Annotated in this window: 23 protein-coding genes; 3 read left to right on the forward strand and 20 right to left on the reverse strand. The window is 48.4% G+C overall.

Annotation, left to right across the window (positions count from 1 at the left end):
* Nucleotides 1-9: 9 nt before the first annotated feature.
* A complete protein-coding gene (locus tag I1H34_RS27885; protein WP_283250069.1) occupies nt 10-678 on the reverse strand; it encodes an IS4 family transposase in 669 nt (222 codons plus the stop codon).
* A gap of 162 nt (nt 679-840) precedes the next feature.
* On the opposite strand from I1H34_RS27885, the gene I1H34_RS27890 reads away from it, so the two are divergent.
* On the forward strand, nt 841-1,674 hold the full coding sequence (locus I1H34_RS27890) for a sigma-70 family RNA polymerase sigma factor (protein ID WP_212666710.1): 834 nt from the start codon (nt 841-843) through the stop codon (nt 1,672-1,674).
* 172 nt (nt 1,675-1,846) lie between these two features.
* On the opposite strand, the gene I1H34_RS27895 is transcribed toward I1H34_RS27890, so the two are convergent.
* The 15 genes from I1H34_RS27895 to I1H34_RS27965 all read right to left on the reverse strand — a co-directional run bounded on the left by I1H34_RS27895 (nt 1,847) and on the right by I1H34_RS27965 (nt 13,761).
* Nucleotides 1,847-2,473 carry a pentapeptide repeat-containing protein gene (locus I1H34_RS27895; protein WP_212666612.1) on the reverse strand — a complete coding sequence of 209 codons (627 nt, stop codon included), beginning with the start codon at nt 2,471-2,473 and terminating at the stop codon, nt 1,847-1,849.
* Nucleotides 2,463-5,138 (reverse strand): hypothetical protein, encoded by a 2,676-nt coding sequence (locus tag I1H34_RS27900; protein ID WP_212666613.1) that lies wholly within the window; start codon nt 5,136-5,138, stop codon nt 2,463-2,465. Before I1H34_RS27900 ends, I1H34_RS27895 begins: the two co-directional genes overlap by 11 nt.
* A 133-nt stretch (nt 5,139-5,271) precedes the next feature.
* Nucleotides 5,272-6,462 (reverse strand): hypothetical protein, encoded by a 1,191-nt coding sequence (locus tag I1H34_RS27905; RefSeq protein ID WP_212666614.1) that lies wholly within the window; start codon nt 6,460-6,462, stop codon nt 5,272-5,274.
* Between the two features lie 366 nt (nt 6,463-6,828).
* Nucleotides 6,829-7,242, reverse strand: coding sequence for a hypothetical protein (locus I1H34_RS27910; RefSeq protein WP_212666615.1), 414 nt, complete (start codon nt 7,240-7,242; stop codon nt 6,829-6,831).
* Nucleotides 7,243-8,271: 1,029 nt separating this feature from the next.
* Nucleotides 8,272-8,511, reverse strand: a complete 240-nt coding sequence (locus I1H34_RS27915) for a hypothetical protein (RefSeq protein WP_212666616.1) — start codon at nt 8,509-8,511, stop codon at nt 8,272-8,274.
* Entirely contained in the window at nt 8,504-8,860 is a 357-nt protein-coding gene (locus I1H34_RS27920) for a hypothetical protein (RefSeq protein WP_212666617.1), read from the reverse strand. Before I1H34_RS27920 ends, I1H34_RS27915 begins: the two co-directional genes overlap by 8 nt.
* 44 nt (nt 8,861-8,904) lie before the next feature.
* The gene (locus I1H34_RS27925) at nt 8,905-9,282 is read right to left on the reverse strand and encodes a hypothetical protein (RefSeq protein WP_212666618.1); all 378 of its coding nucleotides are present in this window, start codon (nt 9,280-9,282) and stop codon (nt 8,905-8,907) included.
* Between the two features lie 29 nt (nt 9,283-9,311).
* Complete coding sequence (locus I1H34_RS27930) at nt 9,312-9,638, reverse strand: hypothetical protein (RefSeq protein ID WP_212666619.1); 327 nt, start codon at nt 9,636-9,638, stop codon at nt 9,312-9,314.
* Nucleotides 9,638-9,985 carry a hypothetical protein gene (locus I1H34_RS27935; protein WP_249370256.1) on the reverse strand — a complete coding sequence of 116 codons (348 nt, stop codon included), beginning with the start codon at nt 9,983-9,985 and terminating at the stop codon, nt 9,638-9,640. The genes I1H34_RS27930 and I1H34_RS27935 overlap by 1 nt, the downstream gene beginning before the upstream one ends.
* Before the next feature lie 10 nt (nt 9,986-9,995).
* On the reverse strand, nt 9,996-10,427 hold the full coding sequence (locus tag I1H34_RS27940) for a hypothetical protein (protein ID WP_212666621.1): 432 nt from the start codon (nt 10,425-10,427) through the stop codon (nt 9,996-9,998).
* A 119-nt stretch (nt 10,428-10,546) separates the two neighbouring features.
* Nucleotides 10,547-11,059 (reverse strand): YlqD family protein, encoded by a 513-nt coding sequence (locus tag I1H34_RS27945; protein ID WP_212666622.1) that lies wholly within the window; start codon nt 11,057-11,059, stop codon nt 10,547-10,549.
* Between the two features lie 136 nt (nt 11,060-11,195).
* Nucleotides 11,196-11,492, reverse strand: a complete 297-nt coding sequence (locus I1H34_RS27950) for a hypothetical protein (RefSeq protein WP_212666623.1) — start codon at nt 11,490-11,492, stop codon at nt 11,196-11,198.
* 20 nt (nt 11,493-11,512) lie between these two features.
* Nucleotides 11,513-12,154 (reverse strand): hypothetical protein, encoded by a 642-nt coding sequence (locus I1H34_RS27955; protein ID WP_212666624.1) that lies wholly within the window; start codon nt 12,152-12,154, stop codon nt 11,513-11,515.
* A gap of 81 nt (nt 12,155-12,235) precedes the next feature.
* Nucleotides 12,236-12,685, reverse strand: a complete 450-nt coding sequence (locus tag I1H34_RS27960; protein ID WP_212666625.1) for a hypothetical protein — start codon at nt 12,683-12,685, stop codon at nt 12,236-12,238.
* On the reverse strand, nt 12,685-13,761 hold the full coding sequence (locus tag I1H34_RS27965) for a ParM/StbA family protein (protein ID WP_212666626.1): 1,077 nt from the start codon (nt 13,759-13,761) through the stop codon (nt 12,685-12,687). The genes I1H34_RS27960 and I1H34_RS27965 overlap by 1 nt, the downstream gene beginning before the upstream one ends.
* A 451-nt stretch (nt 13,762-14,212) precedes the next feature.
* On the opposite strand from I1H34_RS27965, the gene I1H34_RS27970 reads away from it, so the two are divergent.
* Together I1H34_RS27970 and mobF are read left to right on the forward strand one after the other, a co-directional pair.
* On the forward strand, nt 14,213-14,455 hold the full coding sequence (locus tag I1H34_RS27970; RefSeq protein ID WP_212666627.1) for a relaxase domain-containing protein: 243 nt from the start codon (nt 14,213-14,215) through the stop codon (nt 14,453-14,455).
* Nucleotides 14,456-14,479: 24 nt separating this feature from the next.
* Nucleotides 14,480-20,068 (forward strand): MobF family relaxase, encoded by a 5,589-nt coding sequence (gene mobF, locus I1H34_RS27975; RefSeq protein WP_249370257.1) that lies wholly within the window; start codon nt 14,480-14,482, stop codon nt 20,066-20,068.
* A 12-nt stretch (nt 20,069-20,080) separates the two neighbouring features.
* Here mobF and I1H34_RS27980 read toward each other — a convergent pair whose 3' ends face one another.
* The 4 genes from I1H34_RS27980 to I1H34_RS27995 form a co-directional block, all read right to left on the reverse strand.
* Nucleotides 20,081-21,094 carry a nucleotidyl transferase AbiEii/AbiGii toxin family protein gene (locus I1H34_RS27980; RefSeq protein ID WP_212666629.1) on the reverse strand — a complete coding sequence of 338 codons (1,014 nt, stop codon included), beginning with the start codon at nt 21,092-21,094 and terminating at the stop codon, nt 20,081-20,083.
* Nucleotides 21,067-21,609 carry a hypothetical protein gene (locus tag I1H34_RS27985; RefSeq protein WP_212666630.1) on the reverse strand — a complete coding sequence of 181 codons (543 nt, stop codon included), beginning with the start codon at nt 21,607-21,609 and terminating at the stop codon, nt 21,067-21,069. Before I1H34_RS27985 ends, I1H34_RS27980 begins: the two co-directional genes overlap by 28 nt.
* An 85-nt stretch (nt 21,610-21,694) precedes the next feature.
* The gene (locus tag I1H34_RS27990; RefSeq protein WP_212666631.1) at nt 21,695-21,943 is read right to left on the reverse strand and encodes a hypothetical protein; all 249 of its coding nucleotides are present in this window, start codon (nt 21,941-21,943) and stop codon (nt 21,695-21,697) included.
* Between the two features lie 11 nt (nt 21,944-21,954).
* Entirely contained in the window at nt 21,955-23,481 is a 1,527-nt protein-coding gene (locus I1H34_RS27995) for a hypothetical protein (protein WP_212666632.1), read from the reverse strand.
* Nucleotides 23,482-23,502: the final 21 nt, after the last annotated feature.

A 23,502-nucleotide genomic window follows, 5' to 3' on the forward strand; every position in this document is an offset into this window, starting at 1 on the left:
ATAGGGACACTAACGAATTTTGACTGGAGTGCAACGGATGAGTAGCTTTGCATCCCTAGCCATCCGCTGAGTACGAGATTCGTACTCAACTGTAATCTTGGTATACCCTATTGCCCGCTGTGCTTTGAGATACCCATAGAGCGACTTGGATTGACCCAGCAGACGACGGTCTTGACGAACCCTGATTAAGAGGTGATTGAACGCATCTGGCACCGTTGCCCATTCCTCATACAAATCAGATTCTCGGTCACCAATATGAGTGACCAGGCTAGCCCCTCCCATCTTCAGGCAGTGTTGACTCCGTTCAGCAGATGCTAGCCATTTGAATGATTCTTTCTCTTCAATCGGGAGATTGTTATACCCACCTCTATCTTTGACCGTTGGACGATTCGGGTCACGAGTCCATAGTTGAACAGTGCTCAATCCTAGCGGGAAACCAGTAGCTGCATCTAAGGCTAGGGTGGGGTGAATAAAAAAGCCCACATCACGATCATTACCGACGACACCCAATTCTTCTGTTTTGATGCGTCCAGAATGAGACTGCAAGTTGATCTCACTAGTGTCACTGATCGCTAAAATATGTCGCTCTTCTACCTGTTGCTGGCAGTGGTCACTGAGGCTTTTGACCAACTCAGATATAGACACATTCTCATTCTCTAAGAAGCGGTAGTAGCCCACTTGCTCTGCGCGACCTTGGCTGATTTGACGGATGCTGACACTCTGATGGTGATTAATGGCATCGAATAATGAAGCCCCCTTTTGAGCAAACGAAGGTCTCCAAAAGTAGTTCCATCAATCAGTTCTTCGTGCACCAGAATAGGATTTTCCATATCTATGAGGATGCTCTATACGGCTCTCTTACAGTCTAATTCAGACTTGTGTGTACACCGTAGGGGCCGTTACCCACTCCTATCCCATGAAGAAGAAATCGAACTTGCCAGACAAGCCAAAGCGGGGAACCTCAGAGCCAAGCAACGGATGATCGAATGCAACCTACGCTTGGTTGTCTCTATTGCCAAAAAACATCAGAATCGAGGTTTACCCCTGATGGACTTGATCCAAGAAGGCAGCATTGGATTGAGTAGAGCAGTAGAAAAATTTGACCTGGCTCAGGGCTGTCGCTTCAGTACCTATGCTTATTGGTGGATTTTGCAAGGGGTTACCCGCGCGATCAAACTTAAGTCTCGCCCCATCCACTTACCTGAACGTCACTGGAATGTTGCCAACAAGATTAGAAAACACCACCAGAAACTAACCCAACAGCTCGGACGTGAACCTACACTTGCTGAATTATCAAAGACGATGGACCTCAAGCCAGAGGTGATAAGGCAAACGCTACAACTGTTCCAAAAAGTAGCGTCTCTCGATAAGCTCGTGGGGGAACAACAAAAAGATTCACTCATTGACTTAATCCAAGAAAAAAATGGTCCAGCACCCTACATAGAGTCACTACAGATGAATGATGAACTCTCTCGATTAATGGTGCATCTAGATAAACGCGAGCAGTTTATTGTCAGCCAGCGGTACGGACTAGAAGACGGTGAACCTAAGACAATGAATGAGATTGGTCAACAGCTTGGCGTCAGCCGGGAACGGGTTCGACAAATCATCAACAAAGCCATGAAAAAATTACAGAAAAATAGTGACCAAGCTACAAAGGCCAAAACTGCCTAGTCCTCGCCAAGAACAAGGGCAGCAAAAAACCCCCCATAGCACAGCACAGCCAGGGGGTATAAAGTTAAGAAGTTCCACATCATAGAGAAAAGGGACTCTGAGGAAATCCCCACTAAGAACATATCAATCAAATCTGGGGATATTCGGGGGGATGGAAACCGACGATGAAACCTCAAAACTTCGCAAGGCTGATCTGTGCCCCGTCCAGGTTCACCCCTCGCCAACTCCTGACTCTGAATATTGTGCGATTGAGGATTGCACCTCTGAAATCACCACCCCTGACCGAGGCAGACCTGAAATCCGCATCCGTCAGATCCGCCCCTGAAAAACTGGTGGACTCCAGATTACAACCCACAAAGACGGCATTCTTGAGTGTTGCCCCCTTGAAGCTGGAGCCTTTGAGGTTCGACTCCCAAAAGTCGATGCCCGTTAGATCCAGCCCAGCAAAATTGCCACCCTCAATTTCTAGGAGAGGGAAATACCGCTCCCCTGCCTGATACCGCTCAATGATCTTCTTTGCTTTGCTCTCAACGGTATCGTCAAGCCAGTAGGGACCATAATGCTCATCTAGCCACGGCATCCCAGTCCCATGATTGGACTGCTGCAACAGGTATTTACTGAGTCCTCGCTGACTAAATCGCCACTGACCATCAATACAGGCACCAGGGCAATTACCTTGCAGGGTGGAATTCATCAAGCTGTCTTCGGTCACACCCAGGAATTCTGCGGCCTCGTGGGGGAGCAATGCCTTGTCTATCTGTGGGGGCTGGTGGGTGTTGGGGCTGGGGCTAGTTTGCATGGCTTACTCCTTCTTTAGCATCTTGGCCCTGGCAGTAAAGGGGACCGCTTATCTCCAAATCGGGAATATCTTCAGCGCTCAAGTCCGTGAGTTCCCAGCTAGCCCGATCATCAGGATTAACTTCGTAAGACATGGAAGGCTTGCGGTATACAATCACCGCATCTTTACGAAGGCAAGCCTGACCACCATCCCCATAGAAGAGTCGGAACAGACTGGGATATTTCTCGTTAGTTTGAAGCGCAAAACAGGAGCGGCCAAACTCTTCAGCCTCTGATTGGCTATTGAACAAATTAAACGGCACCTCAATGATGTACTCACCACAATCCCATCCAGTGACTGACTCGTGCTGAGAATTCCAAAGGTATTGGGGCAGTCTATCAACGTTGAGACTGCCGTCCATAATTGCCATCAACTCGGGATAAAATCCCCATCGAAACCGTGACACATTCAGCCACAGATCCCAGCTCTTATTGGTTGGATGAATATCGTCCTGTGTCCAGTTCCAAAGATCGTACAAATCAATCTCTATCGCTGAGGGATTATATTCACAAATTTCATAGCCAAAAAACTTGACCAATAGATGACAGACAGATTCTTGACTGGGTTCGATATCTGAGAGGTTTTGGTTCTCGTCGAATGCCTCATAACCTTCTGACAGGATGTAATAGGCGTCGAGTCTCGCTTGAGCAAGTGTTCTTGTTGTTTTGACACAGGTCATCTCGCTTTTAAGGTAGCTGGCCTCATGGGTTATCCAGAAAGTATTCTGAGTGGTTTGGCTAATAGGAACAGAAGGCGTTGCAGTTCCTTGAGTGTCGTCTAACTCTTGGAGCCGTTCAGTGATATTTTCTGGCTGCTCTGAGAGAACCCCCCCTGATATCGCAGTCATCATCGCAATATCATGCTGGATGTTGTCATAAGACTTGGCATATAGATCCCTGGAAAGCTGATTGACTCTATCTTTTAACTCTGGAATTGAATCAGTAGCCTTAACCTGTTCAAGTTGATCGGCGTAATCATTTCTCTCGTTGGCGGGAAGCTTGTTAATATGCTGTTCCATCACACCAACAAAGTCTAATAACTCTTTCTTCTGATCCTCATCCTGTCGGTTATTTGACTCAATAAGCCGATCACGAAATTCCAACTCATCTATGTCAGGAGAATCATCAAAATATTCATCTACTGAAACTTGGTCGTGGTCAATCTGGACGGATGACAGGGACAGTCGTGATTGAGGTCTACCCTGAAAAGCTGCTAAAACCTCTTCCCGGCAATAATTAGTGGTCTTCCGAGTGCCGTGGTAAGGTAAATCGCCCCTGGTACACATTAGCGACAAGCACCACTCAATACGTTCTTCAGGAAAGCCAGTAATACGCCTTTCCTCACGAGTGACAATGAGAATATTCCCCGGCAAGGCTTCAAAGGTTTTCGGATCCAAGCAATAAGGCTCTAGACCTCTTGTACGGGCCTCGGCGTCCATCAATATTTCAACCTCTAAACCTGACATTGAAATGCGATCAGTCAAATACTCGATAGTCGTTTTATGACCCCGAACACCCACCAGCAATTGAAAATCCTCCAAGTCGAGGGGCTGTTGTGAGTGCAGCTCTTCCCACCCCTCGGCTGATAGATACAAATATCGCTGCACTTCACCCGACTCGTTTACAGGAGCGACTTCTAGACTGACTTCCTGTTCAATTCCTTTCTCACGAATCTTCCAACCTTGTGAGATACGCTCAGCTTCAGACCGCACCTCGCCTGATACCAGGGATGCACAGACATCCCAATCAGCACCCGGCAGGCAAGACCATTCCCAATTATCCATCAAATCCAACTGGGCATCAAAACCACTGGCAAGGCCAGACAACGGGATGCAATTAAAATATCGGCAAAGCAGATAGATGATATCCAAGCTGCTAAATGATTCAAAATACTCATAATCCCAAAAGCACATCTGCAAACCCTTGACGACATTCCACAGATGCGGGATATCCATCGTGGTCTCAATGCCATTGAGCTGAAAAAATGGCTCACCACCAAAGATAAGAATGCGAGATGGAGACTTGGCCTCGACCTCCAGGCAGCACGGCAACTGAGTATGGTCGAGGTGGGAAAGAGAGACCCTCAGAACTTCATGAGGTCTGAAGACTTCGGTGAGAAAACCAGACTCGCGTAAATGATCAAGTCTTTCGACCCTCTCTAGGATTTGCTTGGATGGCTCTACCAGGAGTGGGTGGATTGCCTTGGAGCTGGATTGCTTGGGCTTCTCCTTACCGAAGAATGAAGAAAATATCTCTAGTGTCAATGCCCGCATCTCAAAGGGAGCGGTGTAGTGTACGGTCTTAGCCTCTGGGTTAGGGTTGGAGTGGTCAAACAGGTCTTGAGCTTCGACAAATTCAGCAACTTGAGTGTGATGAACATAGAGCCTTGCGCCACTCAAGATGATACTGGTCTGGTAAAAGCCTTGAGACAATAGCTCAGGCTCACTCATCCCTTCAGGGAGCGGCCACAGCTCTACCTCAAGTGGATGACGCCAGTGTTGGGTGACGCACAAGAAGCCCGTATAAGGGAAGGATGGATCTAACTCGATTTCATTCAAGTCAACATCAAAGATGATCGGCCTGTCAGTATTGAAGGGTATCGGTTGTAGGACGGTTGCAGTAGTCATGGGATTCACCTCATTAGGTGGGAGTTTTAGTACAGGTAATGGGTATGAAGTAGAAAATCTAGTTAGGCATTACGAATTCTGTGCAGGATTTGAAGTGCCTAGGCAATACAAATTCCAGAGAGAAAATAAAAAATTAAACAGCGGGATTCAGCTCAAGCTCAGTATCTTCCTGTGTCTTGTCTTCAATAGATTCAGCTAAGCGAGTGAAGTACGCCCGATCCTCAGCAGTGGTGCGGTCAAAGAAGTAATTGTGTCCAACACCCCGGATGTCCTGATGGTCAAAAAGGCAGAGGTTTCGATAAATGTGATTAACATAATCACCCTCAGCGCTCCGAGCAACATTGATTTCATGCTCACCCCTCATAAAGAGGTATGTACCATCGTCATACAGGGTGCCACCCTCGGCATCAGCCATCGGACTTCCAAAGGCAGCAATGATTTGTGCTAACTGGTCGAAGATGGGTTCCTCGACTCTCTGCTTGGATTGGGTTACTGGATCGGGAGCAGTAGATTGGCGTTTAGCAAGGGATTGAGGACTCTGGGAGTACATACCCCGATCAGTCCTACGACGCTGGATATCTTGAAAACCATCAAATAGATGACGTGCAACCTGGCAGGAATAATCTTCAATCCCTCGCTGCTCTTCTTCGGGTGTTTCAAACCCCTCCTTCTGTGGCTTGATGCAGCGCTCACAATCACCAGGGAATTCAGAAGCTTCAAACCGTGCCCAGACATACTTACCCTCAAAGCTCCTAGGTTCTCGCCCGTGGACAATCTCCAGGTAGCCACTCCGATCCGTGACATAGAAGCTAAGGAGTTCGTGATAGTCCTCAATTGCTAGCTGGCATCGCTGCAAAACATATTGGTAGAAGTCTTCAAGCGTCGGTGCTGGTGGCAGTGGCTGAGAATGTTCAGCGATTGCCATCCAGTACTCGCTATACTCCAGATCCTGACCCTCAAGTGCTTCAATGAATTGCAGGGCATGAGAAATATGCTCATGTTGGAAAACATTTGAGCCACAATGGATCGTGCCAATTTCTCCTAGCCGTAGCTCCACTCGAATTGCCAGTGAGCAATTGCCCAGCTTTCCCTGCTGCAAATAGACCGGGCGAATGCGGCGACACCAGTATTCATCAGCCAAAAGCTCCATAATGACTGCATCACCTTCAGGGTCACGGTCGTCAGGGTGAGCAGATCGTTCATGTAGACTTTGGGCAACACTTTCAACTTCCTCGTCAGAATGGCAAGGCTTCAGGTCAAACCAGCGATTGGGGTCAATCCTAGTTTCTGGATCAATCGTAATCGTCCACGTTGATTTAGTCATAACTGCCACCCGTGAAACCGTTGGGCAATGCCCACCCGGATACTCTCAGCTACCTGCGACTCAGGTGATATCAGCGGATTGAACTCAGCCAGCCAGGACGAAACCCGGTCTAGGATTTCGTCTGATGGAAGTCCCGTACATGGGTCTGGGTGCTGACCGTGGTCGGTCTGGTAGTCGATCCAGGATTGCTCGAAGAAGCTGAAGAATGGGTTAGTCGGCATTGTGGTGACCTCGATATAAATTGGAATTCGATAAGCAATGAACGACTTGCTAGGACAAAGTACTGGGGATCGTTTTTACTGTGATTAGGTGTGTAATCAGGGGCTGTCGCCATTAGCTCATGCAGCTGACAGAGAGCATCACTAGCTAGTCTCCAAGACTCCTGAGCCAAATATTTTTTATTGCAAGCAGAATTCCAATAAAATTGAACAGGTAATTCATGAGAATCAGATAAGCATTGGGTAGCTCAATATTTCCGCAAAAAGGAGCTAGAAAGGAGCTAAAAAAGACAGACAAGAAACTAGCGAGAAGAAGAGCTTGAAAAGCTTTCTCTCTTATCTCAATTTGCTTAATTGAGTGGTACAGACCAACAGCAAAGACCCATATCGCCAGTGCAACAGATACTAGTAATGAATCCAGAAATATGTGCTGAATTAGTGGATAAAATTGCCTAGAAAATAGGGCGGTTACGATAGCCAAGGGGAAATTGTAGCCCAGCGCATTTTTTATAGACACAATGCCTGCCGTTCCAAGGGCTAAAGCTAGGAATTTGTTTTTCAATGGGATTCACCTCATTAGGTGTGGGTTTTGCTGCTTGAAGATAGTTAAGGATTCGCGAGTCGTATATGACTATTTCGCTCTCGAATAGCCATGACATCACACCGGAATAGCTTCGCATCAGGTGCCTGCTCATCAAAATAAAGAATATCAATGGGATCGAAATCGATAATATTGACCGGACCAACCCCAAAAATCCTAAGAGCTTTGTGCAATCAGACTTTGCAAGAGCATTTATGCTTTTGGGATTCCCCGATCTAATCAGGTCGGTCTGTTTCCATATCTCAATCCGGTCCTTCACCCTAGAAGCGCCAATGAACTGATCACCCAGTTTATCTTTGCCATTGATATTAATGGTCCGTTTCAATCGACCAATCTCATCTCGTTCTGATAAAACTGGGAAATGGTGCTGGTCTAATAAATCTTGGGAAGATTGAAGATTAACTAAGCTATGCAACGAGCACCCGCTAACCCAAGTAACAGCGAAAGCAATAGCGACTGAAGACAGAAGCGAGAAGTCTCTGAAAAACTTGTTAGTCATTAAAAACTCCTAAAATACGATCCGTAACAGGTCCTAAAGAGAAAACCAGGACTAGGACGCTCAGACCGAGTGGGAGGGCAAGCAAAAGGATCTCTGCAATTACTTGAGAGGCTGGGATGAGCGCTTGATCTAAGACAAAGTGGGAAAAACCAAAGTCTGACATTCCTTAAATATCCTTTCGCTCATCCGTGATTACATGAGGTAAGAAGGATACGGAAGTTAGCTGTACTCCGATCCTCCCTGGCTTCTCAGATGAACATAGCTCTAAGACTTTCTTCTCCTCAACAGTAAGGAAAGTACCTAGGGCTGTCTTAGAAGTCAAGGCGAATTCACTAGCCTCATTTTCCAGAGCCATTATTGCCGTCGTAGGCATGAAATAGGCTTCCCCTGTATCGTAATCTTTGACCTGGTAAATTAGCGCTGCGATAAAGTGTTTCATTCTTCAGTTGTCGCTCTAATGATGAGATCAGACTTGGGTCTAGCCTGATGAATTACTCAGGAGCTGAGCTTGAGGACTCCTTCACCCCAGCCTGATCCTGGGTCGCATCCTGGGTCATTTCGGGAAGAGTCCAAGACATTCTAAAGTCCAGGCCAGGAAGGTTCTTGAGCGCTGTCTGAAGTCTCTGAATCTGTTGCTCTGACAAAACTGGCTCATATACTGGGACTTCAATGGCGAAGATTGGTTTAAAGGGAGCTTTGGGGAGAGTTTTAGGGCAGAGAGGACTAATCATATGGCCCCACCTTATAAACACGCACAGAAGGATTTATCTCAACGTCAATCTGCGTAAGCGTTTCTATCCCTTTGACAACCCTTCGGGCTGCTAGTTTACCCGTTTTTACCATCCGCTCACCTTTATAGATCAACTCGGTATTAAGAGGCAGATCTTCAAAAATATGCCTATCCTCGTCTGAACAATACCGATCAAAAAAGACGAAAATATTAGGATCATCTTCAAACCACCCATTCCCACTAGCGTCAAATTCTCGATCCATAAAATCTAGAATCTTAGCGGTTGCCTGTGCTGCATCTGGATTTTCCTCTATGATTTTCTGAATTTGCTGTCTAACTATTGGTTTCATCGTTTGCTATCCTTCCTTTTTCAATAATCAAATAATTTCAATGACTAACTTCCCTCAAACCTTCTCCCCAGCCAGGTCATCGGAAACCACAGCCCAAAAGCAATCAGGCAAGAGGCTAGGCTCCAGTAGATGTGGTACTCAGCAAGGGCAGCAGTGGCAGCATTCGCACTCAGCCTGGACCCCTCACGCAGCAGCTCCAGAACTTCCAGAGTTTCTTTGGTACTGCTGTCCTCAGTTATCTCCGGTAGGACAATATTGGCTTTCTCATACTGATGATAGAAATGCGTGGACAAGGGGCGGGCCGCTCTAGGGATGGGTTGCATCATCACCAGATAAAACCCCAGTGACACGCCGATGGAGCCGACAACGATACCTCGGGCCAAGGCCCAGAGAGTTTGTCTGGAGGGTAGTGAAAGTTTCATGGGAACATCCTCAATTGTTCGTAAGTTGATTAGCGGAATCCTTCAGTTGTTTTGTCCTCTGCACATCCGTCTGAATCTTCGGTGGGGCGGTCTGTGCGGAACTGGAACTGAGTGCTGGTGTTTTGCAACATTGCTTGGGTAGTCGCCTGTTGGTCTTGTGGGTCGCACCAGGGCAAAGGGGAGGTGGGGTTTGGGTTGTGGTTCATGGGTGGATATTCCTTGTGTGGCGGGATATTTTTTAGGTGTGAAGTCTGGGAGTTTTCAGGTGCAATGTCGGGGAGTTGGTATGGGGTAGTTGTCGTCGATACGGACTTGCGATGGCCGAAGGCCGGTCGGAGACCATCGCAAAATGGCATCAACCCGCCTCGTCCTTGTCTCTGTAGGTATCCCAAAGGAGAGCGACACGTCTCAGGCCAATGACACCCGCTCCACCAACGATGCACACCAGTGAACCGTAGTGGAGGAAATCATTGGCAGTGGGGTTATGGATGATTGACTTGGATATTTCTACAACAGGCCGAAAAGGGGGCGCTTCAAGTCGCAAATGACCCGTCATTGGATCTGGCCCGACAAAACCATCAGCCATGAGCCAGCAGCCCCAACCCACCAGACCGAGACGCAGGGCAATAACTGGCAAGGCTGAAATAATGGTCGAGAGTACTTCCTTTTTCAGTGGCTTATCTATGGGAGCTATGTTAGTCATTTGTTCTACCTCACTTGCTTTCTCGTGATTCAGATTCATGCGATTGAGCAGCTGACAATGCCAGCTTCACAAAAACGAAGCGTCCTAGAGAATAAGTAGCGACCACCGTAGGAAGGGTCAAAAGCCATAGGGAGAAAAGCCGAGGAAATACCTGGGCAATGGGTTCTCCTTTCGCCAAATAGAAACCTCCCATTGGTGTAGGGATTCTTACCTCCCAAATCGTGGACTTGACTTCAGACTCTGGTAAGCACTGCGCTAGGGTAACGGGCGTATACCCAGGCCGAGAACATTTGGCATCAATCAAATAAGGCGAAACCGCTAGAAAGCCAAATACAACACAGCTCACAGACATTGCACCTAGAACAACCTTGAGCGTTGAACCCAACCCTTCCAAGATTGTGGGTTGTCTGGGGACGGTCCTTGCCCCCAATTCAGTTAACATATTTTTTCTCCTGAGTTTTGGTGGAGAGGGTAATGGATTAATATGCCACTACCCTCAGTTGATGAGTTGGGAAGGGGCAAAATAGTATGCCATCCTCCCTTGAAATAGGCAGGCCGATATCACAACTCGCCCCGAATCTCCTCAATCACGCCGTCGCGGATCACAACCTCAATCTGCATCTTGCGAATCAGATGGTCGCCTTGCTTGGCATAAAAGAAGTTATCGACCTGGCCTTGCTCAACTTCCTCGCCCAACTCCAAAGTTTCGATCTGCTCTAGTTGTTGCAAGACCTGAGTCTTCTGCTCCAGCAGTTCACCCTTGCGCTCATTGGCCTGAGTCTGGATATCTTGGATCTGGGCTTGGGTCTGGGCAATGGAGCTGCCCTCTGGATGGATTTGGACAGTATGATGGCTCAGCTCCCCAACCATTTGTTGAACTTGGGCATCCAGTTGGCCTAGTTGTTCATCCAGTTGGTCAGCTTGCGATTGGAGCTGTTGACGGGCTTCGTCTTTCCATAGAGAGGTAACAATGGCCTTGACGAGGATCAGGCGTTTGAGAAAAAGTTGACTTGAGGATGGAGACTCAACCCACAGTTCAGGTTTTGGTTGGATGAGTCTATCTTGGGTAAGCATAATTTTCTTTCCTTAATGAGATGGCTTGAAGGTGACGGAGTAATATACCGCCGTTAATTTTCTGGATTGGAAATGGCAGGTAATGTGCCATCCGTCTTATTGGTTTGATTGGAGGTGACGGATAATATACCGCCACCTAATGAGATGAAATCGAACCTTCCTGTGAGAATGTACCGCCACTGTTATTTGCCGGACTTGGGGCGATGGTTCCTCGCAGCCACCAGCCCCCCAACCCAGCGAGAAGGGTGACTAGCACCACCACCCAAACCCAATACCGGATGTCCGTGAACATCGCAGCTCGGTACTCCCACTCTCGGCGGCGTTGGGCAGACTTCATCAGGAGGTGTTGGTTGTCGTTAAACTGCTTGCGTTCTCGCAGGGATTCAATTCGCTCGTTTTCCTCAAGAATGCTCATCAACCGCGAGTACACCATCTCTCCCACAAAAGTCCACGCTACTCCTCCACTACAGTGGCCTTTAAGAGCGGTTGCTTTCCCGGCGTTAGTTGATTAGCCGTTAGCTTACTCACCAGGGCAGCCACCTCCGGGCGCTGCATAATTTCATCGGCTTTCGCCTGGATTCGGGCGTTGACATATCGGTTGGCACTCTCATCTAACTCACCCAAAACTTGCACAACCTGATGGATGGTATTTTCCGTCGCCAAGTCGATAATCGGATCTATCTTCCGCTTCAGAACTTCCGGCAGATCCGATCTTGGGATTGCAGATTCCACCAAAGGCTCATCTTCCACCCCCCGCATCTCTGCCTTGACCACATCAACGGGGTCCATCCCTTCTTCAGAAACCTTCTCGCAAACCAGGGAAAACAAGGGATGGTACAAATCATCACCCGTCTCAATCCCTTCATCGGATATCGCTTTGTGGATGGGCTTAAGGTCAACTTGATACATCTCAGCGGTATAGATGCACCAGCCATGAGTGTAAGTATCAGCGGTTTTATCTTCTCGGAGTTTCACTACTCCTTGTAGAGTTTCCAGGTCATAGCCGTCTTCACTCATTCCGCAAGCTCTCAGTAGATGGCCGACTTGCTTGTCATCCATACCGAGGGTCTGCATTAGGTCATTGATAATAGTCATTCGCTTATTTCTCCAAATGTTGTTCTATGAGAATGTACCGCCAGCACTTTTTTGACTGGTGGGATTGGCTTTTTTGTTGGATTAGTCATCCTCTTCAAAGCCCGCATAGATACTGGGTGCAGAACTGCCAGAATCTACCACCGGGGATTCCTCCGCTTCCCTCGGCGGCTCATAAGGATCAGAAGGTGGCTGCACAATCTCAAGCTCGACTGTTGGCATGGAGGGCGCGGGAGGTGAGGGTAAAGATGGTTCGTCGGGAGTTGTCTCTTCTGAGGAGACCAGGATCAGCGCCAGGTCATAGAAGGTTTCAACTTTGTCCCGCGACAACTCAATCGCCTTGCGTACCTCTGCTACAGAATTGGTCTGGAGCGCTACGGCCAACGGCTTAAATACCGCATAGAGGATAGTGACACACTTCTCAGAAAAGGAACGACGATAATGGGCTTTCGCTGTCTCAATGATGGTTGTAATCTCCTGATCCTTATCCCAAACGGTATCCATGCGGAATCGGTAATGGTTTGGATTTCTCATCAGACTGCCTCCCTGACTGGAGCAGCTTCTAACTGCATCACGGGCGCTGCATGTTGTCGCCACACCAAATACAGATCGATAAACCTTTGCTGCTGGGAGGCAGATAAATGATGCTGGGTAAATGTAGCTTTGATTTCTTTGCGAACTGGAGCGAGGATATCAGCCTTCGCCTGACACAACTCAGCTAAGTAGTCGCCCCAGAACAATGAACCTCCCCCACCGATATACACCCGCTTGGAATTCATAAAGTCGGTATCCGCTTCCAAGTCATCACTTAGGTCTGCCCACACTAGATCCTTAGCTTCCTTGAGTGCAGCTAGCTTAACCAGACGTTCGTCTTCACTGAGAATTGCAGATAAGCCCCCCTCTCCCCATTTCATCGCCTCCTCATACAACAGCTTTGCCCCCGTCAGTTCATTGCTGAAGGCAAACGGGAAGTTCCGCAAAATCTTGATGGTTCCGTACCCCGTCCAGGTATAAGCATTGGGCACCACATTCGCTTGCTCATCCTTGAGGTTGATAATCGTCACATCCTGATGACCAAACATCAAAATTGAGCAGGGGTACACATTTGCATAGTTGGCAAACCCAGACCCTTCTGGATGAACTTGAACCCGGACTGGATTGCAGCGGACGGTGTTGATGCCATATCTGAAACTGCGGATTTGCCGAAAGATCAGCTCCTCCGTTTCTCGGTAGTAAGGCGCTTCATTTGAGGGCAGCATCAGATCAATCTCGACATCCAATGGCCGATCACATTCACTCAGGAACTGGCCCACAATCGACAGCACCTTAGCCACAGCATGGTGCTTTTTAACCCGATTCACCTTAGTTCGGCGTACCGCTTCCTCGGCATACTCCCCCACAAGCCAATAGTTTCCATCAAAAGATAGGTGAGATCCTTGCCGATTGTTTACCAAGTTCAGCGATTCGTAGTAGCTAGCGGTGACTTTGCGGATGGCACTGGACTGCAATATCAAATCCTCGGTGCCCACTTTGCCGGGATAAGTGATTTGTGCGAGAACTTTCGTCCCAGATGTCCCGGTATCGATTCCAAATTTTGCGTTTGCGTTCATGGATTTTCACTTCTCCATAATCAACGTAGTAATATACCGCCATCCAAAATGACCGAGTTCCCATCAAGTTCCCGCTGAGTTCCCGCTGAGTTCCCATCAAGTTCCCAGTGAGTTCCCACGGAGTTCCCAGGTCTGTAGAGCAGACCAGAGAAACTTGCAGGAAAGCTTGGAGTGGTGCTAGTTTGAGGGCAGATTCAAGAGGTTCTGAAGGGTCGCTGAGGCTCCCACACCCATCACCACTCCGAGGCACCGTTACGGAAATATCCAAGATCGGGCTGACCCTAAATTTTCGTAGTACATTCAGAAACATTTTCGTAACACCACGTAGTACAACCGTAGTTATTTTGTAACTTCACTCTGTAGTACCCCGTCACATCCCTGTAGTTTTTTCTGAAGCGATCACGTTTGGGATCGTCTGATTTTGTTTGCAATTTTTTTCGCAGGTTTTCCCATGCTTAAAACTTTCCTGCTCAGACTTTGGCAACCAGTCATTCATTTTTTCGGTCGTTCCCAAGCTGATGATGCAAAAGCAATTGAATTCCAAGAGTTCTATCAGAAGGAGCAGGCAGACCTCGATCTGATATTCGCTGACCCGAAGACCCTCTCAATGGCTCACCACATCCAAGGGAATCCTGATCTCCGTGAGGCATATCAAGCCGCAGTTCAAGATTGCCTGAAGCATCTGGGCGACTGAGCCAGAGGCCCACTCATGAAGACGATGCGGACCATAACGAGTGATTTAGTCTCCTATTACGAGGAAGATGAATCTCTCGTTGATGCTGTGGATCGCTACTATGGTCAGGCTGAAACAGTTTCTGAAGTGGACCGGATGACAACGGCCATCTGGGCGGGGTCGGCTTCAGTGGTCAAAAAGCTTAGTAAGCAGGTCAAACGTGAGGATCTGAAGTCCTTGACGAGGGGCCTTATCCCCGCTTCTGCCAAAGGCATGGCGAAGGGTGCAGCCCAGAGGATTAGAGGCAAGAAACCTAATGCAGAAGACAGTGAACGTCTCGCCCATGACGTTACTTTGTCTGCGCCCAAAAGTGTGTCGATGGCCTTGCACTTGGAGGGGGATAACCGCTTATTCGATGCCCACATGGAGGCAGTTCTAGAAACTTTCGAGCTGCTTGAGCGGGAGTATGCCCAGTCTCGGATTCAGGTGAATGGAGTGCGCTCCGTCGTCAACACGGGCAACATGATTGCGGCATTGATTCCCCATCACACGTCCCGCGATGGCGATATGCAGCTGCACACCCACATGCTGATCATGAATGGGACGGAAGGGCCAGATGGTCAGTGGCGCTCCCTCTCCCATGAAAAGCTGGCAAAGGCTAAGTGGGTAGGAAGTTTCTACCGTCAGAAGTTAGCGGAGAAGGTGCAACGGCTGGGATATCGGATCTATGAAACTAAACATGGGTTTGAGCTAGAGGGCTATAACCGTGCGGATGTCGAGGTCTTTTCCAAACGCCACCGGGCCATCGTCAAGGCGGTGATGGATGAGGGGCTAGCAGTCACTCCTCAGAATAAGAAGCAAAAGGTATTGACGACTCGCCAAGCCAAGCGGGGAGTGGGTAAAAAGCTGGAGACGATCCAAGACCATTGGCGAGAGGAAGCCCATTTTCAAGCTGTGGGGCATCCGGTATTGGCTGGACCTTTGGCAATGGTGTCAGATCCAGATAAAGCCAAGGTGGAGGTTGACAGTGCTATCCGTCATTTTTCTGAATGGTCATCCGTGTTCGAGCAAGATGACATCTATACCTACATCTTCAAGAACATCCGCCCCGAAGGCATGGCAATGGAACAGGTTGATGAGGCCATTAGCCAAAGCAAGGAACTGATACCCGTCGATCGGGGATTCACCACAGTCACTGCCGTTGAAGAAGAAGCCCAGATCCATCAACACTGGATGGCAGGCCAAAGCCAAGCACAGCCAATGGTTTCTACCCCCTCCCTTGCAGGAATGGGAGTCAAGCTCAATGATGATCAGGCCAAAGCGGTACTCGGAACTCTAACGAGTACAGACCGTTATCAAATCTGGCAGGGCTTTCCAGGGGTCGGCAAGTCCAGAAGCTTAGGGGCTTTGAAAACGTTACTCGCTGCCTCGGGTCTTGTGATTCGGGGTTTTTCACCCACTATCCCCGCAGCGATAAACCTCCAAGATGAACTAGGGATTCCCACTAATACTGTCGAGCATTTAGTCAGGAGCCAGCCCAAGGCTGCATCCAAACAAGTCTGGCTCATTGATGAGTCTGGCATGATCAGCCGCAAACAGATGCTCAAGATCATGAATCATGCCGAACGCACGGGCGCTCGATTAGTGTTTGTTGGGGATAAAGGCCAGAACTCTGCCATCACTGCTGGTAGTCCTTTCAGGTTTATGCAACAGAATGGAGCCACGACTCACCGGATTGAGGAGATTGTTCGACAGAAAAATCCGGTACAGAAGCAAGCGGTTGAACTCATCTCTAATGGTCAAGGAGAAAAGGCTTTAGATCTCCTCAGTGCGAATGATTATGTGATCGACTTAGGGAGCAGGGGAGCTATCGTCAAAGCGGCAGCGGCCCAGTTCTTGGCTTTACCCCTCGCAGAACAAGACAAGACTCTGATTGTCGCTGGGACCAATGAACAACGACTCGCCGCAGAAAAAGAGATTCGTAAGGGGGAAAAAGCAACCGGACGGCTAGGAGAATCTAGCAAAATCGTTCAGCTCTCCTCTCGGCACATGAGTATTGAGCAAAAACGTCGAGCGGATTGGTATCACCAGGGAGACTATCTCCGCTTGTTGCAAGACTACAAAAGCACTGGCCTCACGAGAGGACAGCTCTACAAGGTAGAGAAACGCGAGGGTAAGGAACTGATCGTCTCTTCCTTAGGAGGTAGATTATATCGAGTCAATCCTGCCAAGTTCAAAGACAAAGAGGTTTACCATGCCCAAGAGTTTGATGTGGCCGTGGGTGACAAGCTCCGATGGACAACTACTATCCGGGAGAACAACTGGATCAACGGCCAGCAGCTCACGGTCACGGCCCTCGACAGCCTGAATATGTCGGTTGTAGATCGTGAGGGACGCTCTCATGATGTCCCCCTCACTCAACCTTTGGCCTTGGAATATGACCGAGTATGGACCTCGTATCGCTCCCAGAGTGCCACCAAGAAACGGACGATCATCATTGCAACGAATGACCGCACCTCTAACCAGGAGCCGTTCTGTGTTGATATTTCCCGCCAAGAAAGTGAACTGACGATCTACACGGAAGACCTTGGAAAACTCAGAGAGCGAGTCCAAGAATCCAATGCCCAAGAAAATGCTTTAAATCTCATTGAGGAAACCTATGGAAATCAACGAACAACTACAAGCGATCACGACCGCGATGACGGCCATGAGCGAACTTCAGCAACAAAACCAACAGTTGCTGACACAAAATCAAGAACAGATGACCGCCATTCAGCAGCAAAACCAGGAGCTGTTAGAAGAGAACAGAGAACTCAAGTCCCAGGTCCGGGAGAGAATCAACACCATCCCGATGGAGGTCAAACACGTTCTCAACACTTTCATCCAGGAATTCAAGGAGGCGATGGCGGCCAAGAAGCCCTCGGACATGAGCGAGTCGATCAAGGAACTCGCCAAATCGATGGACAACTTGAAGATGAAAATAGAGGATACCAGCGTCTTGCAGATGACAATGGGCGACAAGGTGTTGGAAGCCGCAGAGGAGATCATGAAGGTCAAAAACAAGCTCCCCCGACACGCCCCACCCAAGACGGTCGTTCAACAGAATGGGAGCCAGCCCCCTCAGACTTAGCTAATTGGGTGATGCAGTGGTCTGAGGAGAATGAGCTATCAGCAAGTGGGTTGGAAAATCACTTGCTAGCCCTTGCTAATGATATAGAGTCACTCAGCCAAAGTCTGGAACCTGATTCCTTCAATGGTTTAGATGAGTTGGCAGATCTGGTCATTGAAAACCAGTTTGCTGATGCCCTCGCAGATAACCTCGCTCATATAAGCCAATCTATCGATCACATTGATCAGGCCATAGAAAAGAACCTCAGCCAGCAGAGGATCGATAGCATTGCAGAGGCCGTGGTGGAGTGGCGAACCGGGCAGGAGTTAGCTGAGGCCGTTGCTGAAATAGCGGACATCGTTGCTCAATCGGATGGATTAGACCGGGGGATTCTCCGGTTGCTGGCTGGCTTGGAAGCGACTCAATCTCTGGATGTAAAATTCCCCGCAATGGCTGAACTGGTCGATGCCGTCCAAGATTGGCAAACTGAGGTGGAGGTTTCCGCTGTCATTAGCGAGGTGAAGGACTGGGTTGAGAGTCTGACCATACCTCAATTTCCTGACATGGATAACCTGGCTCAGGATGTGCATGACCTCAATGAAGAACAAGCTTTGGCTGAGAGTGGTTTGGTTGAGCAGTTGGTTAGTCTGACGACTCAGATCAATGAGTTAGTTGAACCTCAGCAGATGGAGTTTGAGGGATTGGATCAGCTGACAGATATGGTGGTGGATCTGCAGCAAGGAGAAGACCTGGCTCTAGTCCAACCCCAGATCCAGGCCATCACCCAACAGATTGAAGCGTTCAACGACAGGCAACCCACCTATTCGTTTGCCAAGATTAAGGAGCTGGCCGATACCGTCAATAAGTGGAGGGCACATGAATCCATTGCTCAGCACATTGGCGCACTCAATGATCTAACCCTTCGCGCTCAAGGGAGTCTACATGAGTTCCCAGCCATGCAGCAGTTGGCCCAGGAAGTGCAATCCATGCGTGAGATTGACGCCCTTGCCAACGGGCCAGTCGCAGAACAGCTCCAAGATATTGCTCAGAAGTTGGCAGACAAGGGGATGAGTATCACGCCCAAGCCTAAGAAAATGATCCAGCCCAAGGCTAAGCCTAAGAGGCTCAAGGATCAGGTGTTTTGGCAACCGGACTATACGGGGGTTGAGCGGCCAGAACGTATTGATGAGAAACATTGGAATGAATGGGTGGATAGCTGCATTCATCCTGATGTGATCGCCGCTCGGTTGCAATCGATTAAGGGAGAACAGGTGATTGAGCGATTATTAGGGGCCAAGATTGAGGACATCGCCACTCGCAGAAAGGATGGATCTCTCAAGAAGGTTCGCAGCCAGTACCGGACTAAACCCATTCAATCGTTGATCGATGACCGTTCTCACCCTGATGTACTGAGCTATCAGGAGTTAGCGGATGGTGGAGGCTGGTGGTGTGATTCGGGGGTTAATCCGCTGTCCTTTGAAACGCTGGGACCGGATGAAAAACCCACCACCAGTCTATATGGGACTTTTAAGCCCAACCCTAAAACCGCTCGATTAGATATCGACAAAACTCAGAAAGCAAGGAGAAAAGATCCCCAGGCTCCACCCCGCTATCGCAAGTACGAAAACCCAATGGGGCCAAAACGCGAACTGTTTGAGCGGGATATGGCATTCCAACCCATCCCTGATCACATTGCTCAGCAGATTCTTACCAAGTATGGAGTGATGCAAACCCAGGAGGAAAAAGCTAAAGGGTTCTGGTACACGGTGTACCAGCATCCAGAGATTCCCATCTACAGGACTGAAGGAGATAAGAAGGATGCGGCATTAGTCTCTCAAGGTCGAGTGGTGATCGGTGGGCAAGGGGTGAATATTGGTTACCGGGCCAAGGACCAAAAAGACAACAGGTTGGAAAGACGGGTTCTGCATCCTCAGCTAGACGTGTTTGCGGTTCCAGGCAGAGAGTTCAGGTATGCCCATGACTGGGATTCTGAGCAATCTACGGTCTGGGATGTACGTCGAGAGATGGTTAGAGAGGCTGAGTTAATCGAAGAACAGGGCTGCAAAACATGGCGAATACCGTGGGATTCTGAACAGGGGAAAGGCGTTGATGACCTGATTGGTAATCATGGCCCCATCGCCTTTGAGCGGGCAGACCAGAATGCCTATCCAATGGACCGGGAAATCAAGATGCATTACCGGGGGCAGTACACCCAAATCAAAAACAAATTAAGTCGGGAGAACCCACAGCACAACAATGATATTGCCATCTATCTCATCGCTCAAGGTGAGGGTGATGCAATGGATGGAACCAGAGTGCTGATGCAGTCTGATGCTGCTAGAGAACTGAAATCACCTGAAGATAAACAACGGTATATCCAGGGAGTGATTCACTTTACCCACTCATACCAGGACGCGCTATACAAAGGACGTTCCACAAAAGTGTTTGAGCGCAGATTGTTCCTGCTCCAGCATAAATCTCAACCTACTCAAACTGTGAATCTGGATAAGGAACTGGAGATGTGATCGGCAGGATAGCTAGAGGCTTTGACCTTGATCATGATTTGGGGCTTGCGTTCCCTGCTTCAAATCTAGACTTTCAGTGGTCAGGCTTTTCATCCGGGCACCTCTAACGACTATAGCCGCTGCCCGTACACCTTTTTCCTGTCCTTGCTCAGCCACAATTCCTCGAATAGTTGGATCATGCTTTAGCAACATTGATTCAACCTTAGACTTGGCATACCCTGCCTTCAGTGCATTCTGGGCAACGAGGCCCGCCCCAATTAAGCCTGGCTGATCAACTTTAGATGAGAACTCGTTGTAGAGAGTTTGGCTGTCTTGTTCTTTGGATAGAGGGATATTGCTTGTACTCTGCTGCCGCTCATTCAAAAGTTGTTCTGCACCAAGATGTAGGGAGAGAACAACATCCTCACCTTTATTGAAAAGACTCAGAACCTCATCCGTTGCAAAGGATGAACTGTACCGATCTACCAAATGATCTGGCTCCGAGGCAAACTGATGAATGGCCTCTATCTGGTCATCCCGTAGTTGTGACCCATAATGATTCACCAGAAATTCAAGATCGTACAGATCCCGAGCCGCTGTTCGATGTTGGGCTGCTGATAACTTCTGATCAAATTGCTGCTCTATTCGGTAGGTCTTGATACCTGAGATTGTCTCAATGGCTTCAGACTGGGGGCTTTCCCGAAAGCTAGTCTCTACCTTGAGTAACCTATCTTGCCCTGTAACCTGATCTAAATAATGAAGCTTGTACCGCTGGACAGTATCCGTATCTTTGACCAACTTTAGTGATTTCAATTCGATACCATTCACATTCCTAATGGCAGACTCAATTCGACCCTTGAGATTTAGCTTTTTTGTAGAGTCAAAATCTAAGTCCGTAGAATAGCGATCCAGGGCACGAGTGAAGATGAGTGCCGCACCTCCCTTGAGGACATAAGGCGTATCACCGACTTGTTGAGCGACTGACCGCATCAAGTCCAAGTGGATGGACTGGGAAGGGTTTATACGAATTTCACGGTCTGAATCCATTGCTTAAAAATTCTGAGGGGTTCACCTGATAGTTGGATTGCCAAGCGTTCTAAGTACTCTCGTTTGAGGTGATCAACTTGCTCTTCCGTATCCAGCCAACTATTGATTGCCGCATTGTCTGCAATACTCGGTACTTTGGATTTCTGGAGATCCAGCATCGCTAAGTCTGCGATAGCCCGATAATGATTGGCGACATATATAGGTTGATCCGAGGGAATGGATAATCCTTCCTGAAACAAAATTGAAGACATATCTCGCACTCCCTGATGACCTAGGGAAGGCGTTGTATCAACCTGCTGACCCTTTCCAGCAAGGGGGATGCTCTTTTGAGTTGTTAGGGCATCCGTTTGTTCAAAAAAGTAGGGCTGAAAATGCCAATCCCCCGTGTCTTCATCTGGGAAACGAAGGTTGAGTGCATGTTTGAACGAGATATACCGCTCCAGGGTCGTCTCAGGAATCGGCACTGGACGTAACAGAACTTCTTTTAAATCTTGGGTGGGAGAAAGCTCGTTCATACTGCCCCTGGCATTCCTCTAGCTTAATCACAGAATATCAGAGGCAACAAAAGGGAGCAGCTATCGCAACAGCTTCTCCCTTTTGCTAATCCCGATCACCAAAATCTCTCAAAAATCCTAAAGTTATTCGCCAAGTGCCTTGGAACAAGCTGATAACGCAAGCCCATGCCATGATCAATGCACCTACATCCCATGTTCGCTTGAGATAGTCGATAAAAGCATGAAATGCTTCGATCCCTAGATAAACCATTCCTATCAACAGGATGGGAGGTCCATATTTGCGGATAAAATTACGCAGGGTAGGAAACCTATGTTTTCGGGTGAACTTACGCATGATGGCAACTCCTATAGTTCCGGTTCACTGTGGGCCAAGGCAGGCTCTTTCTCTGGCTGCTTGGGGGATACGCCATTACTAACGGCCTTGGCAATTTGCTCGGCTCTCTTTAAATATTTCTCGGCACGTTCCACATTCCCCCCCTGCTGCTTTACTTTCTCTATGCGTGGATCGATGGACTTTCCTTGCTCCTGTTTAACTTGGTCTTTGGTCTTAAATTCACCTTCAGCACGTTGCTTCTCTTGAGGAGCAAGATTATAGGTATCAACGAGCTTCTGACCTTCCTTTAGGTGTAATACTACTCTGCTTCCCACTTTAATCTTGAATTCACCTTCAAAATCCTTAAAATTCGTTAATGCTTCTTTGATATCTTCCATTTGCTGGTCACTAATCTGGGTGACGGAGCGGTCAATATCTCCTCCACGCATCCCAAAGATTTGCTCTTTGTTATAAAAGACCGCCATCCTGGAGATATCCACACCCCGCTGGTCTAAACCAGACAACGCCTCTAATAAGCTATCCTCAGCTTCTTTAGACGAGTTCTCGTAGTTGTACTGCTCTAAGGCTGTATTTGTCGCATCCGCTAAATACGGAGAGACATCCTGAAGATTCTTATCTGACATATCGGTCACATTCGGACCCTGAGCAACGATGGCGGTTGCCTCATCCACATCTTTACCTTCTCTCAATGCCTGGTGAGCAACATGCTCGTCATAAATTAAGGCTAATTCTGGTTTGCCTTGGATATTTTGCTCAATCTGCTCATAGCTACTGAGGTCTGGATCTTTGTGGTATTCAGACAGTAGTCTTGCATACTCAGCTCGTCGCTCCATATCTGGCTCAATTGCTGTGGGGGCTTGGTTGATTGTGTCTGCCATTGTCGTCTGTCTCCCTTGTAGTTTTTGAATGGTTTGCTGAACACTTTGCTGCATCTCGGCTAGCCAAGTCTTGGTGCGGTCGATATAGTGGTTGGTCATTTTCCAGGCATGGACTATCGGACGAGCCATCACGACAGGAACACCTTTGGCCGCATAGCTGATCGCCAATTTCCCCGTATCAATAATCCCTTTGCCAATCACCGATGGGGCGACAATCCCGCTCAACGGTCGTGCCCACGCATCCGTCTTCGCCAACATGTCAGCGGTTCTGACTTTCGCCCAGGCATCAAATGCACTTTGCCGACCCCAACCATGTGGAACTTGACTGGCTAGATCTGTAAAGTTTTTGGCTATCTGATCAGCACGTATCCCATGAATCCCCGAATGCATCAGATGAGTGGTTTGGGATATTGCACCCGCAACCACTGGACCCACAATCGGGGCATGGGTCGCAGCAAAGGCCGCTCCTGGAAGCGCTGCAATCTGGATTCCCTTCTTGGCGACCCACGCTAATGGGGCACCCTCAAAATAGAGTTGTTCTTTCTCCTGTAGTTCTCTGTATTTGTCGCCAATGAAGTTGTGATATTGATACTTTATCGGTGGACTAGATTTCTCAGTCTCCCCTTTTTGGTCAACGATATTGTTATCTTCATGTTCCATTATTTATTTCCTCCTTATGGA

This window comes from Acaryochloris marina S15 (assembly GCF_018336915.1).
Classification (GTDB): domain Bacteria; phylum Cyanobacteriota; class Cyanobacteriia; order Thermosynechococcales; family Thermosynechococcaceae; genus Acaryochloris; species Acaryochloris marina_A.

Bases quoted from the DNA above. Each gene is read 5' to 3' on its own strand.
- I1H34_RS27890 (WP_212666710.1), top strand. From the start codon at position 841: ATGCTCTATACGGCTCTCTTACAGTCTAATTCAGACTTGTGTGTACAC.
- I1H34_RS27895 (WP_212666612.1), bottom strand. From the start codon at position 2,473: ATGCAAACTAGCCCCAGCCCCAACACCCACCAGCCCCCACAGATAGAC.
- I1H34_RS27900 (WP_212666613.1), bottom strand. From the start codon at position 5,138: ATGACTACTGCAACCGTCCTACAACCGATACCCTTCAATACTGACAGG.
- I1H34_RS27905 (WP_212666614.1), bottom strand. From the start codon at position 6,462: ATGACTAAATCAACGTGGACGATTACGATTGATCCAGAAACTAGGATT.
- I1H34_RS27915 (WP_212666616.1), bottom strand. From the start codon at position 8,511: ATGATTAGTCCTCTCTGCCCTAAAACTCTCCCCAAAGCTCCCTTTAAA.
- I1H34_RS27920 (WP_212666617.1), bottom strand. From the start codon at position 8,860: ATGAAACCAATAGTTAGACAGCAAATTCAGAAAATCATAGAGGAAAAT.
- I1H34_RS27925 (WP_212666618.1), bottom strand. From the start codon at position 9,282: ATGAAACTTTCACTACCCTCCAGACAAACTCTCTGGGCCTTGGCCCGA.
- I1H34_RS27930 (WP_212666619.1), bottom strand. From the start codon at position 9,638: ATGCCATTTTGCGATGGTCTCCGACCGGCCTTCGGCCATCGCAAGTCC.
- I1H34_RS27935 (WP_249370256.1), bottom strand. From the start codon at position 9,985: ATGACTAACATAGCTCCCATAGATAAGCCACTGAAAAAGGAAGTACTC.
- I1H34_RS27940 (WP_212666621.1), bottom strand. From the start codon at position 10,427: ATGTTAACTGAATTGGGGGCAAGGACCGTCCCCAGACAACCCACAATC.
- I1H34_RS27945 (WP_212666622.1), bottom strand. From the start codon at position 11,059: ATGCTTACCCAAGATAGACTCATCCAACCAAAACCTGAACTGTGGGTT.
- I1H34_RS27950 (WP_212666623.1), bottom strand. From the start codon at position 11,492: ATGGTGTACTCGCGGTTGATGAGCATTCTTGAGGAAAACGAGCGAATT.
- I1H34_RS27955 (WP_212666624.1), bottom strand. From the start codon at position 12,154: ATGACTATTATCAATGACCTAATGCAGACCCTCGGTATGGATGACAAG.
- I1H34_RS27960 (WP_212666625.1), bottom strand. From the start codon at position 12,685: ATGAGAAATCCAAACCATTACCGATTCCGCATGGATACCGTTTGGGAT.
- I1H34_RS27965 (WP_212666626.1), bottom strand. From the start codon at position 13,761: ATGAACGCAAACGCAAAATTTGGAATCGATACCGGGACATCTGGGACG.
- I1H34_RS27970 (WP_212666627.1), top strand. From the start codon at position 14,213: ATGCTTAAAACTTTCCTGCTCAGACTTTGGCAACCAGTCATTCATTTT.
- mobF (WP_249370257.1), top strand. From the start codon at position 14,480: ATGCGGACCATAACGAGTGATTTAGTCTCCTATTACGAGGAAGATGAA.
- I1H34_RS27980 (WP_212666629.1), bottom strand. From the start codon at position 21,094: ATGGATTCAGACCGTGAAATTCGTATAAACCCTTCCCAGTCCATCCAC.
- I1H34_RS27985 (WP_212666630.1), bottom strand. From the start codon at position 21,609: ATGAACGAGCTTTCTCCCACCCAAGATTTAAAAGAAGTTCTGTTACGT.
- I1H34_RS27990 (WP_212666631.1), bottom strand. From the start codon at position 21,943: ATGCGTAAGTTCACCCGAAAACATAGGTTTCCTACCCTGCGTAATTTT.
- I1H34_RS27995 (WP_212666632.1), bottom strand. From the start codon at position 23,481: ATGGAACATGAAGATAACAATATCGTTGACCAAAAAGGGGAGACTGAG.